The organism is Kitasatospora sp. NPDC006697, assembly GCF_042869935.1.
Classification (GTDB): domain Bacteria; phylum Actinomycetota; class Actinomycetes; order Streptomycetales; family Streptomycetaceae; genus Kitasatospora.
The window spans coordinates 212,555-225,752 of sequence record NZ_JBIAGU010000013.1; the positions used below are offsets into that span (position 1 = coordinate 212,555).

A 13,198-nucleotide genomic window follows, 5' to 3' on the forward strand; every position below is an offset into this window, starting at 1 on the left:
TTGCGGGTGGCTCAGTCGCTGCGGCGACAGTGCAGGAAGAGCTGTTCCTCCGGCGGCAGCGCGGTGCAGGCGGGGGCGTAGGGCTGGCCGTTCAGCTCCTCCACCGTGAAGCCGCTGCGGTGCAGCACCTCGGCCAGCTCCTCGCGGAGGAAGCCGCTGATCCGCAGCGGGTGGCCGAGGAAGGCCATCGGGCAGTCGTCCAGGTCGGCCTCGACCAGGCCCAGGGCCAGCAGGCCGCCGGGGCGCAGCAGTCGGCGGATCCGGCCCAGGGCCACCCGGATCTCGTGCTGCGGCAGCAGGATCAGCGAGAAGAAGGCGGTGGCGGCGTCGAAGCAGCCGGCCCCGGCCGGTCCGAGCTCGGGCAGTCCCCAGGCGGTGCCCGCGCGCACGGTGGCCAGATCGTAGAGGTCCATCCGGTGGTAGGCGGCGGCCTGCGGCAGGTTGCGCCGGGCCAGCGAGAGCATCGCGTCGCTCAGGTCGATCGCCGTCACATCGAGCCCGCCCTCGGCGAGCTGGCGGACCGTCGGATCGCCGGTGCCGCAGCCGATGTCCAGCACCCGGGAGCCCGGCGCCAGCTCCTCCAGCAGTCTGCGGCCGGCGGCCAGCTGGCCCTCCTTGGCCGGGAAGGCCTCGCTGTACCGGTCGCCGATCGCGTCGAAGGCCACCGCCTGCAGCGCCCGCGCGGTCCGGCGGCGGCCGGGAGCCGACCCGGCCTCGGCCCGGGCGCCGCCCTGCTCGCCCCGGGCGGGGTCCGATATCTGTCCCGTCGTCACGATTGAGAGGCACCTTTCCCGCGCTGCACCGCCTGTGGACCCTCGCCCGCTCCGTCCCGCTCCATGTGCCGGCCCGTCCGGTCGCGCCACGGCATGGCCGGGCGCCTGTGCTTGGCACGGGTCAGCCGCACGTGCCACCTGGCCTCTGAGAATATGCGCGATCACGGTGGAGTGGAGGCCGTTTCCGGCCAACTCGTGCGCGATCCGACGAATCGGGCCCCGGCACGCCGCGTTCACGGGGTCACAGCGGGGCGGCCGGGGGTGGTGCGGGAGATTGTCGCGCGCCCCCACCGGCGTTTATCGAACGTCAATCCCCGGGTGCGACAGTCATCTCAGCGCCGGGGAAGCGCAGAGCGGTGCTCCCGCAGCCGGGGGGCTGCGGGGGCTCCACTCACCAGGGGATGGGTGCGCTTCCGGGGGGAACGGGGGGACACCGGGGTACGGGGGGACGCGGGCTTCCGGGGGGCCCGCGGCACCGGACCGGTGGTCACGGCGCGGGGGGTACGGGGGAAGGGGTGAGGGGCTCGGTGTGCTGCTCGTCGATGAGGTTCCGGACTGCGTGGGCCTCGGGCACACCGAGCCTGGTGAACACCTCGTGGGCCTCGCCCAGGCAGGCCAGCCCGCGCTCGGGCGTGCCCAGCCGCAACAGCGCCTCGCCGAGTGCCGCGCTGGCCAGGCCCTGGCAGTAGGCGGCATCCATTTCCACGGCGATCCGGACGGCCTCCTCGGCGGCGGCGCAGGCCTCGGCGGGCTGGTCGTCGGCGAGCAGGCAGCCGGCGAGGCGGGCGAGGGAGAGGCCTTCCCAGAGGCGCTGCTGCTGCTCCTGGTAGAGCTGGTGGGCTTCGCGGAGCTGGACGGAGGCCTCGGCCGGCGAACCGGTGGCGCGCAGGACGACGCCGAACTGGTAGAGCGTGTCGGCCAGGCAGCGCACGTTGCCGGAGGTGCGGGCGATGGCCACGGCGGAGGTGGCGGACTCGACGGCGGAGTCCCACTGTTTGAGGGTCATGTGGCTGCGGGCGATGTTGCCCTGGATGCGGGCCGCGCTGCCCATGGCGGAGAGCGTGGCGGCGAGGTCGCGGGCCTGCTCGAGGAAGGGGAGCGCCTCGGCGGGACGGCTGGTCGTGTTGAGGATGGCGCCGAGCAGACTCCCCGCCGCGGAGCGCAGCCCCGGCTCCCGGTCACCGAGGAGTGCCAGGCACTCCCGCAGCGAGGCCTCGGAGTCGGAGAACTCGCCCGTGAGGTAGGCGAAGAAGGCGAGGACGTAGCGGACCCTGGCCAGCGCCCGGTCGTCACCGCACTCGGTCGCCAACGTGTCGGCGGAGGCCATGGCCTGACGGATCTGCTTCGCGTAGGTCGGCTCCTCGACCACCGTGTTCAGGCTGACCAGGAGGTCGATCGCGAGACGCAGGTGCTCGGGTGAGCGCTCGATGGACTGGTCGATCGCGCCGAGCACCAGGTCGAGTTCGGAGCGGAGCCAACCACGGGCCGCCTCCGGCTCGGTCAGCTGTTCGGCCGTGACGGCGGCCACCTGGAGCGGCTCGATCAACTGGTCGTCGGGCTCCAGCACCTGCGCCACATTGCGCACCGTGGATACCAGCAGCATCAGCAGCCGCAGTAGCGCCGCCTGGGTGTCCGCCAGGTCCGCGACCTTCTCCCGCTGCTTCTGCGCGAACAGCCGCAGCAGGTCGTGGTACCGGTAGCGGCCGGGCGTGAAGCACTCCAGCATGTTGGCCTCGACCAGCGCCTCGGCGATGTCCTCGGCCTCGTCCTCGGAGGTGCCGAGCAGCGCGGCTACGGCAGAGAGCGGCAGGTCGGGGCAGTCCACCAGCGCGAGCAGGCGGAAGGCCCGGGCCTCGGCGGGGCTCAACTGCCCGTATCCGAGGCCCAGGGTGGTCTCCACCGCGAGGTTGCCCAGCTGCAGCTCGTCCAGCCGGCGCCGCTGGTCCGCTAACCGGCGGGCCAGGTCGGCGACCGTCCAGCGCGGACGGCTGGCCAGCCGGGCGGCGGCGATCCGGACGGCGAGCGGGAGGAAGCCGCAGGAGGTGACGACGGCCATCGCGGCGTCGGGCTCGGCCTCGATCCGGTGCTGCCCGGCGATCGCGCCGAAGAGCTGCAGCGCCTCGGTGGGCGTCAGCTCCTCGACGTCGAAGAGGTGCGCGCCGGGGATGCCGGCCAGCCGGGAGCGGCTGGTGACCAGCACCGCGCAGCCCGCCACACCGGGGATCAGCGGCGTGACCTGCTGCACGTCGTGCGCGTTGTCGAGCAGGATCAGCATGCGCCGCTCGGCCAGGGTCGAACGGTAGAGCGCGGCGCGCTGCTCGAAGGACTCCGGCGGCTCGGTGGTGCCGAGGGCGAAGAGGAAGTCGCCCAGGACGACGGCCGGGTCGGCGGGGGTGGCGCTGACGCCACGGAGGTCGACGTAGAGCTGGCCGTCCGGGAACTCGGAGCGCACGCTGTGCGCGACGTGGACGGCGAGGGTGGTCTTGCCGACGCCGCCGATGCCGGCCAGCGAGGTGACCACGACGGCCTGGCCGGAGGCGCTGCTGAGCAGCCCGCGCAGGTCGGTGACCAGGTCGGAGCGGCCGCTGAAGTCGGAGACGTCGGCCGGCAGCTGGGCGGGAGGGGCGGGAGTGACGATTTCGGAGGACTGACCGCGGGGCTCAGCGACGGAGGTCATCAGACCCGGGTCCGCCGACAGGATGCGTGAGTGCATTGCGGCCAGCCCGGCCCCGGGCTCCACACCGAGTTCCTCGATCAGCAGCTTGCGCGTCGCCGCGTAGACGTTGAGCGCCTCGGCCTGGCGGCCGCTTCGGTAGAGCGCCAACATCAGCAGCTCGCGAAGGCGTTCGCGCAGCGGGTGCTCGGCGGTCAGGTGATTCAGCTCGGAGACGATCTCGGCGTGCAGCCCGATCTCCAGGGCCACCGCGCAGCGCTCCTCGCGAGCCGCGATCTGGAGCTCGATCAGGCTGAGCCGCTGCGCCTCGGCGAACGGACCGGGAAGTCCGGCGAGCGGCTGGCCGCTCCACAGCCCGATGGCGGAGCTGAGCAACTGGTGCGACTGCTCCAGATCGCCGTCCTGACGGTTCTGGCCCGCTTCGGCGAGCAGAGTGTCGAAACGCGAGGCGTCGAGCGAACTGTCGGGGATGTGCAGGGCGTACCCGTCGCGCACCGACACCAGGAGTCGCGCCGGCGCACGGGTCTCCCGATCCGGCTCGATGACGGTCCGCAGCCGGGAGATGTACGTCCGGAGCGCCGCCACGGCTTGGGGAGGCGGGCGGTCGCCCCATAGACCGTCCACGAGTTCCTGGGTGGTGACGGGACGTCCGCGGTGCAGCAGCAGTGCGCTGAGGACGGCCTGCTGCTGCGGTGAACCGAGCGCGAGGACGTGGTCGTCGCGCCATGCCTGGACGGGTCCGAGCACCTGGAAGCGCAGCACGGCACTGTGCGGCGTTGCCTGAAGCTCCATGAGGGTCCCCCGAAGGCCTGTCACTACGAACCTCGAAGTGCTGGCCCCCATGCTCTGGCCGTGATGCCAGGTCAGGAAGGGCAAAAGGGGCAGCGTGTGCACCCTGAGGGCCGTTTATAAGACATTTAACGACCCCTACGATACTGTCCCCACGCCGCGGCTAGACCGACCGGGGCGGTTCAGTAACAGACACCCCTGAGAGGTGGTGCGGCAATGGCCGACATCGAGACTCCGGTTGAGTCCCCCGAGCAGACCGCCGAGGCGAACGCTGCTCTGGAGAACGCGATCCACGCCGGGGCAGAGGCCGCCGACCAGCACATAGAGCCGGGAGCGACCACCCCGGACCTTCTTGTCGACCCGAACGCCCCGGTCGCCGAGCCGACCCTCACCCCGAACACCACGGGTGCCCCGACCGGCACCACGCCGCACGGCTCGATCGTCAACCAGCAGTCCGCGCCCTCCGAAGGCCTCCCGAAGTTGGCCTGAATCCGTCAGTCGGATGTCCGACGACGCTGTGAACACAGAGCCCCCCGGCGCGCGGCCCCGGGGGGCTCGGTTGTTTCTTGGGGCCTGCCAATTACATGTCAGTGGTCCGACGATTCACGGTGCTTTGCCCTGAATCCGACTTTTCACGACATGGATTGACGAAGGCATTCCACTTCCGGGAATGCATTTGCCACCGGTCTAGGCGGGACGCCTCGGACGAGCCCGCACGCCTACTGTGCCGACTGGATTCGAGGATGTGCACAAGAAGAAGCGACCCAGGTCACTCTCATCAATGATACTATCACTGATGAAACTATCCTCCCTGAGACCTTAGGCTCTCCCATGGACGACTTCCTCGGCCGGGACGACGAGCTCCAGCAGCTCTCCCGCATCCTCCAGCGCGTCCGGGAAGGCGGCCGGGCCGGCCGCCCCGGGCGGGCCCTGCTCATGCGGGGGCGCCGGCGGGTCGGGAAGTCCCGGTTGGCCGAGGAGTTCATCGAGCAGGCCAGGGTGCCGTACCTGTTCTTCACGGCATCGGCACAGCCCAGCGCCGACGAGGACCTGCGGCTGTTCACGGAGGCGGCGGCCGGCTCCACGCTCCCCGGGGCCGCGATCTTCCAGCAGCAGGCGCCCCGCAGCTGGGATGCGGCGCTGACCCTGCTCGCCAACGCGCTCCCGGCCGACGGTCCCGCCGTCGTCGTCATCGACGAACTGCCCTACCTGATCGCCAACGACCCCGGCTTCGAGGGCACCCTGCAGAAGCTCTTCGACCGGGAGTTCGCCAGGCGCGAGGTGCTGCTGATCGGGATCGGCTCGGACCTCGCGATGATGGAGGCGCTGAACGAGTACGGACGCCCGTTCCACCAGCGCGCCACCGAGATGGTGGTCGCTCCGCTCAGCCCGGCAGCCGTCGGCGGGATACTGCGGTTGCCGGCGGCCGAGGCGTTCGACGCCTACCTGGTGAGCGGGGGCCTGCCGCTGATCCTGGAGGAGTGGCCGACCGGGGCGACCGTGCACGAGTACCTGGCAGACGCCGTGCGGGACCCGACGTCCGCGCTGCTGGTGAGCGCGGAGCGCTCGCTCGCGGCCGAGTTCCCGGCCGAGGTGCAGGCGCGGCAGGTGCTCACGGCCGTGGGCTCGGGCGAGCGGACCTTCTCCATGATCGGGCGCGCGGCAGGCGGGCTGGCGGCCGGGTCGCTGAACCGTTCGCTCAAGATCCTCGCGGACAAACGGATCGTGTCGGTGGCGGCCCCCCTGTCGACCCGACCGGCCAGGGAATCGCGCTACCAGGTGTCCGATCCGCACCTGCGGTTCTGGCTGCGCTTCCTCGGGCCCCACCTCCCGGAGATCGAACGGCGCCGCGGGGACCTGGTACTGGACCGGATCGAGCGCGATTGGACGGCATGGCGCGGGCGGGCGATCGAACCCGTGGTGCGCGAGGCGCTGCTCCGGTTGGGGCCCGACGTCCTGCCGGAAGGGACGGGTGCCGTGGGGGGCTACTGGACGCGGACCAATGACGTGGAGATCGACCTGGTGGCGGCTGACCGTGCGCCGGTCGCGGGGCGGGTCACGGCCGTCGGCTCGATCAAGTGGCTGGAACGGCGGCCCTTCGACTCCCATGACCTCGCAGAGCTGATGGTGCACCGGTCCCGCCTGCCCGGGGCGGAGTCCGACACTCCGCTGATCGCCGTGACCCGGAGCGGCTGCACGGCGCAGGAAGTCCGCCGGGTTGGGCCGGAGGAGTTGATCGCAGCCTGGCAAGCGCGGTGATCCTCGCCCCCCGAGTCGTGACGCGGTGTCATGGCAGGGGGCCTACCTGAGGAGCACTCGTATGACCATCTCCGTCGCCAAGCTGACCGATCCGACCGTGCGGGCCGTCGTCGCCGCCATCAACGCCAATGACCGGGAGGCGTTCGACTCGCTGCTCGCGCCCGGGGCGACGATGGCGGACGACGGGTCGGACCGGGACCTGGACGACTGGGTGGAGCGGGAGATCTTCGCGGCGCGCGGGCACATGGAGGTGCAGTCGGAGGGGGACGGCGGGCGGGCGCTGGTGGCGAACTTCCGGAACGAGGTGTGGGGGGAGATGCGGACCGCCTGGCGGTTCCAGGTGGACGGCGGGAAGGTGACCCGGTTCGAGACCGGGCAGGCATGAAGGGCGCGGCCGTCGCGGCGGTGCTCCTGGTGGTCCCCGCCGCGCCGCAGCAGTACACCGTGGCCACCACGCCCGCCGCGCAGACGGTGATCGCCGGGCGGTGGGCGACCTTCCACGCGCATGTGGCGGCCGGTGGGCAGCCGGCGGCGCAGGTGAAGGTGGACTGGACGGTGGTGGGCCAGGGACAGGTGGCGTCGAGCTGGACGGATGCCGCCGGGGACGCCGACCTCGAGCTCTCCCAGGACCGCGGGGTCACCGAGCAGGTGCAGGCGAGCGTGGGGGAGGACCGGGCGGCTCCGGTGACGGTGACCTGGCTGCCCGCCGCCACCGTCGCGCTCGCGCTCGTGGGTCCGGCCTACGCCGGCTACCCGGCGACCCTGCGGGCGACCGTGACCGTGCCGGACGGCGGGGTGCTGCCCGGGACGGTGGAGTTCAAGGGGGCGGCGAGCGGGTCGGTGCCCGTCACAGCCGACGGCCCCGGAGCCGGGCATGCCGACTTCCAGTACACGAGCTTCGCGCTGACCCGCGACAGTGTGACCGCCGAGGTCGAGGACTCGGCGTGCGTCACGGACCAGGCCGCCGTCACCGTCGACTGGCAGACGCCCTTCGTGCTGGTGCTGGCCCCTGGGGACCAGCACGTGCAGACGGGCCGGACGGCCACCATCACCGCGACCGTCGGCAACGCGGCCACCGGCACCCGCTACACCGGCGGCGGCACCGTCGCGTTCAACGTGCTCACCGGTCCGAACGCCGGCCGCGGCGGGAACGCGGCACTGCAGCCGGACGGCACGGCGGCCTTCGGCTACCGGAGCACGGCCCTGGGCGCCGACACCGTGCGGACCAGCTGGACCGACCCCTTGGGCATCGAGCACCTGACCGACGCCACGGTCGAGTGGACCGCGCCGCCGATCACGGTGACGGGACGTGAGCTGAGGGTCCTTCCGCTGCTGGCGGTGCGCCGGCCGGTGGCGACCTTCACCGTGCCCGACCCGACCGTGACCGCCGACCGGTACACCGCCACCATCGACTGGGGCGACGGCACACCGGCGGCCGAGGGCCGGGTGAGCGGGAGCGGCCCGTTCGCCGTCAGCGGCAGCCACCGCTACCGCGCGGAGGGCGACTACCCGGTCACGGTGACCGTCACCGACACCGCCGACCCCTCGAACAAGGGGACGGGGGCCGGCGAGGTCACCGCGTCCTGGCTGCCGCCCCAGCCGGCGGCTACTGCGCCGAGCGGACCCGGATCGCCGTGATCAGCGGGCCGTCGGTGACCTCGGCGAAGAAGTCGTTCCCCTTGTCGTCCACCACGATGAACGCCGGGAAGTCCTCCACCTCGATCCGCCAGACCGCCTCCATGCCGAGCTCCGGGTACTCCAGCACCTCGACCTTCTTGATGCAGTCCTGGGCCAGCCGGGCCGCGGGGCCGCCGATCGAGCCGAGGTAGAAGCCGCCGTGGGTGGCGCAGGCCTGGGTGACCTGCTTGGAGCGGTTGCCCTTGGCGAGCATCACCATGGAGCCGCCGGCCGCCTGGAACTGGTCGACGTAGGAGTCCATCCGGCCGGCCGTGGTCGGGCCGAAGGAGCCGGAGGCGTAGCCCTCGGGGGTCTTGGCCGGACCGGCGTAGTAGACCGGGTGGTCCTTCAGGTACTGCGGCATGCCCTCGCCCGCGTCCAGGCGCTCCTTGATCTTGGCGTGCGCGATGTCGCGGGCCACCACCAGGGTGCCGGTGAGCGAGAGGCGGGTCTTCACCGGGTACTTGGACAGCTCGGCCCGCACCTCGGCCATCGGGCGGTTGAGGTCGACCCGCACCACGGAGTCGTCGAGGTGCTCGTCCGTCGTCTCCGGCAGGTACTTCGCCGGGTCGGTCTCCAACTGCTCCAGGAAGACGCCCTCGGCGGTGATCTTGCCCAGCGCCTGGCGGTCGGCCGAGCAGGAGACGGCCATCGCGACCGGCAGGGAGGCGCCGTGCCGCGGCAGACGGATCACCCGGACGTCGTGGCAGAAGTACTTGCCGCCGAACTGGGCGCCGATGCCGATCTTCTGGGTCAGCTCGAAGACCTTCTGCTCGAGCTCCAGGTCGCGGAAGCCGTGGCCGGTCCTGGCGTCGCCGCCGGTAGGCAGGTTGTCCAGGTAGTGCGCGGAGGCGTACTTGGCGGTCTTCAGCGCGAACTCGGCGCTGGTGCCGCCGACCACGATCGCCAGGTGGTACGGCGGGCAGGCGGCGGTGCCCAGCGAGCGGATCTTCTGCTCCAGGAAGGAGAGCATCGACGACTCGTTGAGGATCGCCTTGGTCTCCTGGTACAGGTACGACTTGTTGGCGCTGCCGCCGCCCTTGGCCATGAAGAGGAACTTGTAGGCGTCCCCGTCGGTGGCGTAGAGCTCGATCTGGGCCGGCAGGTTGGAGCCGGTGTTCTTCTCGTCCCACATGGTCACCGGGGCCATCTGGGAGTACCGCAGGTTGAGCTTGGTGTAGGCGTCGAAGACGCCGCGGGCGATCGCGGCCTCGTCGCCGCCGGCGGTCAGCACGTGCTGGCCGCGCTTGCCCATCACGATCGCGGTGCCGGTGTCCTGGCACATCGGCAGGATGCCGCCGGCCGAGATGTTGACGTTCTTCAGCAGGTCCAGGGCGACGAAGCGGTCGTTGGGGCTCGCCTCCGGGTCGTCCAGGATCCGCCGCAGCTGGGCCAGGTGCGCGGGGCGCAGGTAGTGCGAGATGTCGTGCATCGCCTCGGCCGTGAGCAGCCGCAGCGCCTCCGGCTCGACCTTGAGGAAGGTCCGGCCGTCCGCCTCGAAGGTGCTGACGCCCTCCGAGGTCAGCTTGCGGTACGGGGTCGGGTCGGCCCCGAGCGGGAGCAGGTCGGAGTAGGCGAAGTCCGGCGTGGGTGCCATCTGAGGTCCTTCACGATGTGGTGGTGCTGCGTCGGCGAAGCGCCCTCCAGCGTAGGACTTGCCTCCCGGTCCCGTGGGCACACCCCCTAGGCTGTGACCGTGGACACTTCCTCTCCGCAGCAGCCGGAGCAGCCGCAGCCGCCGTCCGACCGCCCCGTGCAGCTGGCGAAGCCGGAGCAACCGCCGGTGCCGGTCACCCGGGTGGCCGAGGCCGAGCTGCGGGCCTCGGACGCGGACCGCGAGCGGATCGCCGAACTGCTCCGCGACGCCTACGCCGAGGGCCGGCTGACCGTGGAGGAGCACGCGGAGCGGATCGAGGCCGCCTACGGCGCCAAGACCCTGGGGGAGTTGGTCCCGCTCACCCGCGACCTGCCCAGCCACCCGGTGGCGGCCGGCGAGGCGGTCGTGGCGCCCGCTCCGCGCCCGGCGCCGGTGCCGCTGCCGCCGGCCCGGAACGAGCCGACCGACATGGTCGCCGTCTTCGGCGGGGCCACCCGCAAGGGCCGCTGGCGGGTGGGCTCGGTGATCCGGGCCACCGCGATCTTCGGCGGGATCGAGATCGACCTGACCGACGCGGTCTTCGAGTCGCCCGAGGTGGAGATCACGGTCAACGCCTTCTTCGGCGGGGTCTCGGTCCGGGTGCCGGAGAACGTCACCCTGGTCGGCACCGGCTTCGGGATCTTCGGCGGCTTCGACGTGCGCGAGCAGACCGCCCCCGACCCGCACGCGCCGGTGGTGCGGGTGAAGGGCTCGGCGATCTTCGGCGGTGCGGACGCCAAGGCGCGCAAGGGGAAGAAGCTCAAGGAGTGGACGCGCCACCAGCTGCGCCGCTGAACCGGTTCGGACGCCGCTGACCTGCGCCGACACCGGATTGGACGCTGCATCAACTGCCGCACCCGCACCGATGGTTGGTCCGAGTGCAGGCTGTCGCCAGACGACCACGGTGTGCATGAACCCGGAATCCGCTGGGTAATTCCTGGGGCACGTCGTCACTTGAACGGCTGCGGTCAGAAACGACCGCCGCGGAGCACGCGGAGCGCCCTGCGGGGCGGCGGCCGGCGGGTGGCGAGGGCCAACCCCCGAGCAGTCCCAGGAGTCGCCGTGCTGCACCCGATCGAGCCCAGCACCACCGCTGCCGTGCGCCCTCGCACCCCTGCTGCCGGGCGCGCCGCCGGCCGGCGCGACCTGCGGCCGGCGCCCACCGACGGGTCAGCTGCGCTGCGGCTCGATCCGCTGGAGGAGAACCCCTGGCACACCGCGGCGGCCTGCCGGCGGGACGAGGCCGGGCTGTTCTTCGCCCCCTCCAAGGAGCCGACGGCGGCCCGGCTGGCCCGCGAGGAGCACGCCAAGCAGGTCTGCGCCGGCTGCCCGGTGCTGCTCTCCTGCCGGGAGCACGCGCTGGCCCAGCCGGAGCCTTACGGCGTCTGGGGCGGCCTCACCGCGGCGGAGCGCCGGGTGGTGCTGGCCCGCCGGCGCCGGCGGGCGGCCGAGCTGCGCGCCGAGACGGCGCAGCTGGTGCCGGCCCGCCGCGGCCGCAACCGGATAGCCGGATGAGACCCGACGGCCGGCGTGGCGGGCCGGCCGCCGCAGCGGGGGCGGCGGCCGGCCACCGCGCCGGTCAGTTGGCGCGGTCGAAGTCGATCGCGCTGTAGGCCCGCAGCTTGGACAGCTTGTGGGTGGAGTCGATCTGACGGATCGTGCCGCTCTTGGAACGCATCACCAGCGAGCTGGTGGTGGCGGTCTCCTGGCGGTAGTGCACGCCGCGCAGCAGCTCGCCGTCGGTGATGCCGGTGGCCACGAAGAACACGTTCTCGCCGCTGACCAGGTCGTCGGTGCTGAGCACCCGGTCCAGGTCGTGGCCCGCGTCCAGCGCCTTCTGCCGCTCGGCCTCGTCCTTGGGCCAGAGCCGGCCCTGGATGACGCCGCCCATGCACTTCATCGCGCAGGCCGCGATGATGCCTTCCGGGGTGCCGCCGATGCCCATCAGCAGGTCCACGCCGGTGCCCTCGCGGGCCGCCATGATGGCGCCCGCGACGTCGCCGTCGGAGATGAACTTGATCCGGGCGCCCGCCTCGCGGATCTGCACGGCCAGCCGCTCGTGCCGGGGGCGGTCGAGCACCACCACGGTGACGTCCTCGACCGCGATGCCCTTGGCCTTGGCGACCCGGCGGATGTTGACGGCCGGCGGGGCGGTGATGTCCACGAACTCGGCGGCCTCGGGGCCGGCGACCAGCTTGTCCATGTAGAAGACCGCGCTCGGGTCGAACATGGTGCCGCGGTCGGCCACCGCGAGCACGGCGACGGCGTTGTTCATGCCCTTGGCGGTCAGCGTGGTGCCGTCCACCGGGTCCACGGCGACGTCGCACTCGGCGCCGGTGCCGTCGCCGACCCGCTCGCCGTTGTAGAGCATCGGGGCTTCGTCCTTCTCCCCTTCGCCGATGACGACGACGCCGTTCATCGAGACGGTGGAGACCAGGGTGCGCATGGCCCGGACGGCGGCGCCGTCGGCGCCGTTCTTGTCGCCCCGGCCGACCCAGCGGCCGGCGGCCAGCGCGGCCGCCTCGGTGACCCGGACGAGCTCCAGGGCCAGGTTGCGGTCGGGTGCCTCCGGGGCCACCTCCAGCGAACGGGGCAGGTGGGAGGGGTGCTGCGTGGTCATCGTCGTTACCTCTCTGTACGCGACGGCCAGTCAGCGGACGACCACGGAGGGTCGATCGCTGCAAGTGAGGGTCCCCCGATCGTATCCGGGCCCCCGACGGGTGTCTGTGGCGCGGGTCCCGCCGACCTGCGGTTCCGCACTGGTACGGGTGCTTTTCGGCCGGGAACGCCGGGAACGGCACCCCGGTGCGCGGGGCGGGCGGCCCGATGGGTCACCATGGCGGGGTGGCAGGCAACAGTGGTTCGAGAGGGCGCCAGACGGTGCGGGACATGGTGCTGTCCATGCTCGCCGTCATGGGCGTGGCCGTGGTGGCGTACGTGACGATCCCGCACAGCAGCAAGGGCGACCCGGTCAAGGTGGTCGACTACTCCGCCGCCTTCGCCTCGGCGAAGCGCGCCGCCCCCTACCCGCTGCTGGCGCCGCAGGGGCTCTCCGACAAGTGGCGGGCCACCTCGGTGAGCTACCAGACCGACGCCGACGGCCACGCCGGCTGGCACCTGGGCTTCGTCACCCCCGACGGCAAGTACGCCTCGGTGGAGCAGAGCGACGCCTCGCAGACCGACCTGCTCAAGCAGGTGGTCTCCGGCTACGCCCCGGACGGCAGGTCCACCATCGGCGGGCAGCCGTGGGCCCGCTACCAGGGCGACCACTACCGCTCGGTGGCCGAGACCAGCGGCAAGGCGACCACCGTGGTGGCCGGCAGCGCCTCCTACGACGAGCTGGACCAGCTGGCCGCTGCCCTGCAGCCCTGACCGCCGCCCGCCCGGACA

General features: G+C 72.2%; 11 protein-coding genes. 7 read left to right on the forward strand and 4 right to left on the reverse strand.

The genetic code is table 11. The annotated features are described in order from the left end of the window. Window positions 1-11 precede the first annotated feature (11 nt). Both ACFYNO_RS20475 and ACFYNO_RS20480 read right to left on the reverse strand, forming a co-directional pair. Window positions 12-773 (reverse strand): class I SAM-dependent methyltransferase, encoded by a 762-nt coding sequence (locus tag ACFYNO_RS20475; protein WP_388013928.1) that lies wholly within the window; start codon window positions 771-773, stop codon window positions 12-14. Between the two features lie 487 nt (window positions 774-1,260). Further along, window positions 1,261-4,239, reverse strand: coding sequence for a BTAD domain-containing putative transcriptional regulator (locus tag ACFYNO_RS20480; RefSeq protein WP_388013930.1), 2,979 nt, complete (start codon window positions 4,237-4,239; stop codon window positions 1,261-1,263). Between the two features lie 213 nt (window positions 4,240-4,452). Between ACFYNO_RS20480 and ACFYNO_RS20485 the strand changes: the two genes are divergently transcribed. From ACFYNO_RS20485 to ACFYNO_RS20500, 4 genes are all read left to right on the forward strand, one after another. Then, the gene (locus ACFYNO_RS20485; protein ID WP_388013933.1) at window positions 4,453-4,725 is read left to right on the forward strand and encodes a hypothetical protein; all 273 of its coding nucleotides are present in this window, start codon (window positions 4,453-4,455) and stop codon (window positions 4,723-4,725) included. Between the two features lie 342 nt (window positions 4,726-5,067). Further along, window positions 5,068-6,495, forward strand: a complete 1,428-nt coding sequence (locus ACFYNO_RS20490) for an ATP-binding protein (protein WP_388013936.1) — start codon at window positions 5,068-5,070, stop codon at window positions 6,493-6,495. A 61-nt stretch (window positions 6,496-6,556) separates the two neighbouring features. Then, window positions 6,557-6,880 carry a nuclear transport factor 2 family protein gene (locus ACFYNO_RS20495; protein ID WP_388013939.1) on the forward strand — a complete coding sequence of 108 codons (324 nt, stop codon included), beginning with the start codon at window positions 6,557-6,559 and terminating at the stop codon, window positions 6,878-6,880. After that, complete coding sequence (locus ACFYNO_RS20500) at window positions 6,877-8,133, forward strand: hypothetical protein (RefSeq protein WP_388013942.1); 1,257 nt, start codon at window positions 6,877-6,879, stop codon at window positions 8,131-8,133. The genes ACFYNO_RS20495 and ACFYNO_RS20500 overlap by 4 nt, the downstream gene beginning before the upstream one ends. Here ACFYNO_RS20500 and ACFYNO_RS20505 read toward each other — a convergent pair. Beyond that, the gene (locus ACFYNO_RS20505; RefSeq protein ID WP_388013945.1) at window positions 8,102-9,769 is read right to left on the reverse strand and encodes a fumarate hydratase; all 1,668 of its coding nucleotides are present in this window, start codon (window positions 9,767-9,769) and stop codon (window positions 8,102-8,104) included. The two genes, ACFYNO_RS20500 and ACFYNO_RS20505, sit on opposite strands and share 32 nt — an antisense overlap. A gap of 99 nt (window positions 9,770-9,868) precedes the next feature. On the opposite strand from ACFYNO_RS20505, the gene ACFYNO_RS20510 reads away from it, so the two are divergent. Together ACFYNO_RS20510 and ACFYNO_RS20515 are read left to right on the forward strand one after the other, a co-directional pair. Further along, window positions 9,869-10,603, forward strand: a complete 735-nt coding sequence (locus tag ACFYNO_RS20510) for a DUF1707 domain-containing protein (RefSeq protein ID WP_388013948.1) — start codon at window positions 9,869-9,871, stop codon at window positions 10,601-10,603. A gap of 351 nt (window positions 10,604-10,954) precedes the next feature. Then, window positions 10,955-11,323 carry a WhiB family transcriptional regulator gene (locus ACFYNO_RS20515; RefSeq protein WP_388014054.1) on the forward strand — a complete coding sequence of 123 codons (369 nt, stop codon included), beginning with the start codon at window positions 10,955-10,957 and terminating at the stop codon, window positions 11,321-11,323. Window positions 11,324-11,387: 64 nt separating this feature from the next. Here ACFYNO_RS20515 and glpX read toward each other — a convergent pair whose 3' ends face one another. Continuing rightward, a complete protein-coding gene (gene glpX / locus ACFYNO_RS20520; protein WP_388013951.1) occupies window positions 11,388-12,428 on the reverse strand; it encodes a class II fructose-bisphosphatase in 1,041 nt (346 codons plus the stop codon). Window positions 12,429-12,697: 269 nt separating this feature from the next. Between glpX and ACFYNO_RS20525 the strand changes: the two genes are divergently transcribed. After that, entirely contained in the window at window positions 12,698-13,180 is a 483-nt protein-coding gene (locus ACFYNO_RS20525) for a DUF4245 domain-containing protein (protein ID WP_388013954.1), read from the forward strand. Window positions 13,181-13,198: the final 18 nt, after the last annotated feature.

Bases quoted from the DNA above. Each gene is read 5' to 3' on its own strand.
- ACFYNO_RS20480 (WP_388013930.1), bottom strand. From the start codon at position 4,239: ATGGAGCTTCAGGCAACGCCGCACAGTGCCGTGCTGCGCTTCCAGGTG.
- ACFYNO_RS20485 (WP_388013933.1), top strand. From the start codon at position 4,453: ATGGCCGACATCGAGACTCCGGTTGAGTCCCCCGAGCAGACCGCCGAG.
- ACFYNO_RS20490 (WP_388013936.1), top strand. From the start codon at position 5,068: ATGGACGACTTCCTCGGCCGGGACGACGAGCTCCAGCAGCTCTCCCGC.
- ACFYNO_RS20495 (WP_388013939.1), top strand. From the start codon at position 6,557: ATGACCATCTCCGTCGCCAAGCTGACCGATCCGACCGTGCGGGCCGTC.
- ACFYNO_RS20500 (WP_388013942.1), top strand. From the start codon at position 6,877: ATGAAGGGCGCGGCCGTCGCGGCGGTGCTCCTGGTGGTCCCCGCCGCG.
- ACFYNO_RS20505 (WP_388013945.1), bottom strand. From the start codon at position 9,769: ATGGCACCCACGCCGGACTTCGCCTACTCCGACCTGCTCCCGCTCGGG.
- glpX (WP_388013951.1), bottom strand. From the start codon at position 12,428: ATGACCACGCAGCACCCCTCCCACCTGCCCCGTTCGCTGGAGGTGGCC.
- ACFYNO_RS20525 (WP_388013954.1), top strand. From the start codon at position 12,698: ATGGTGCTGTCCATGCTCGCCGTCATGGGCGTGGCCGTGGTGGCGTAC.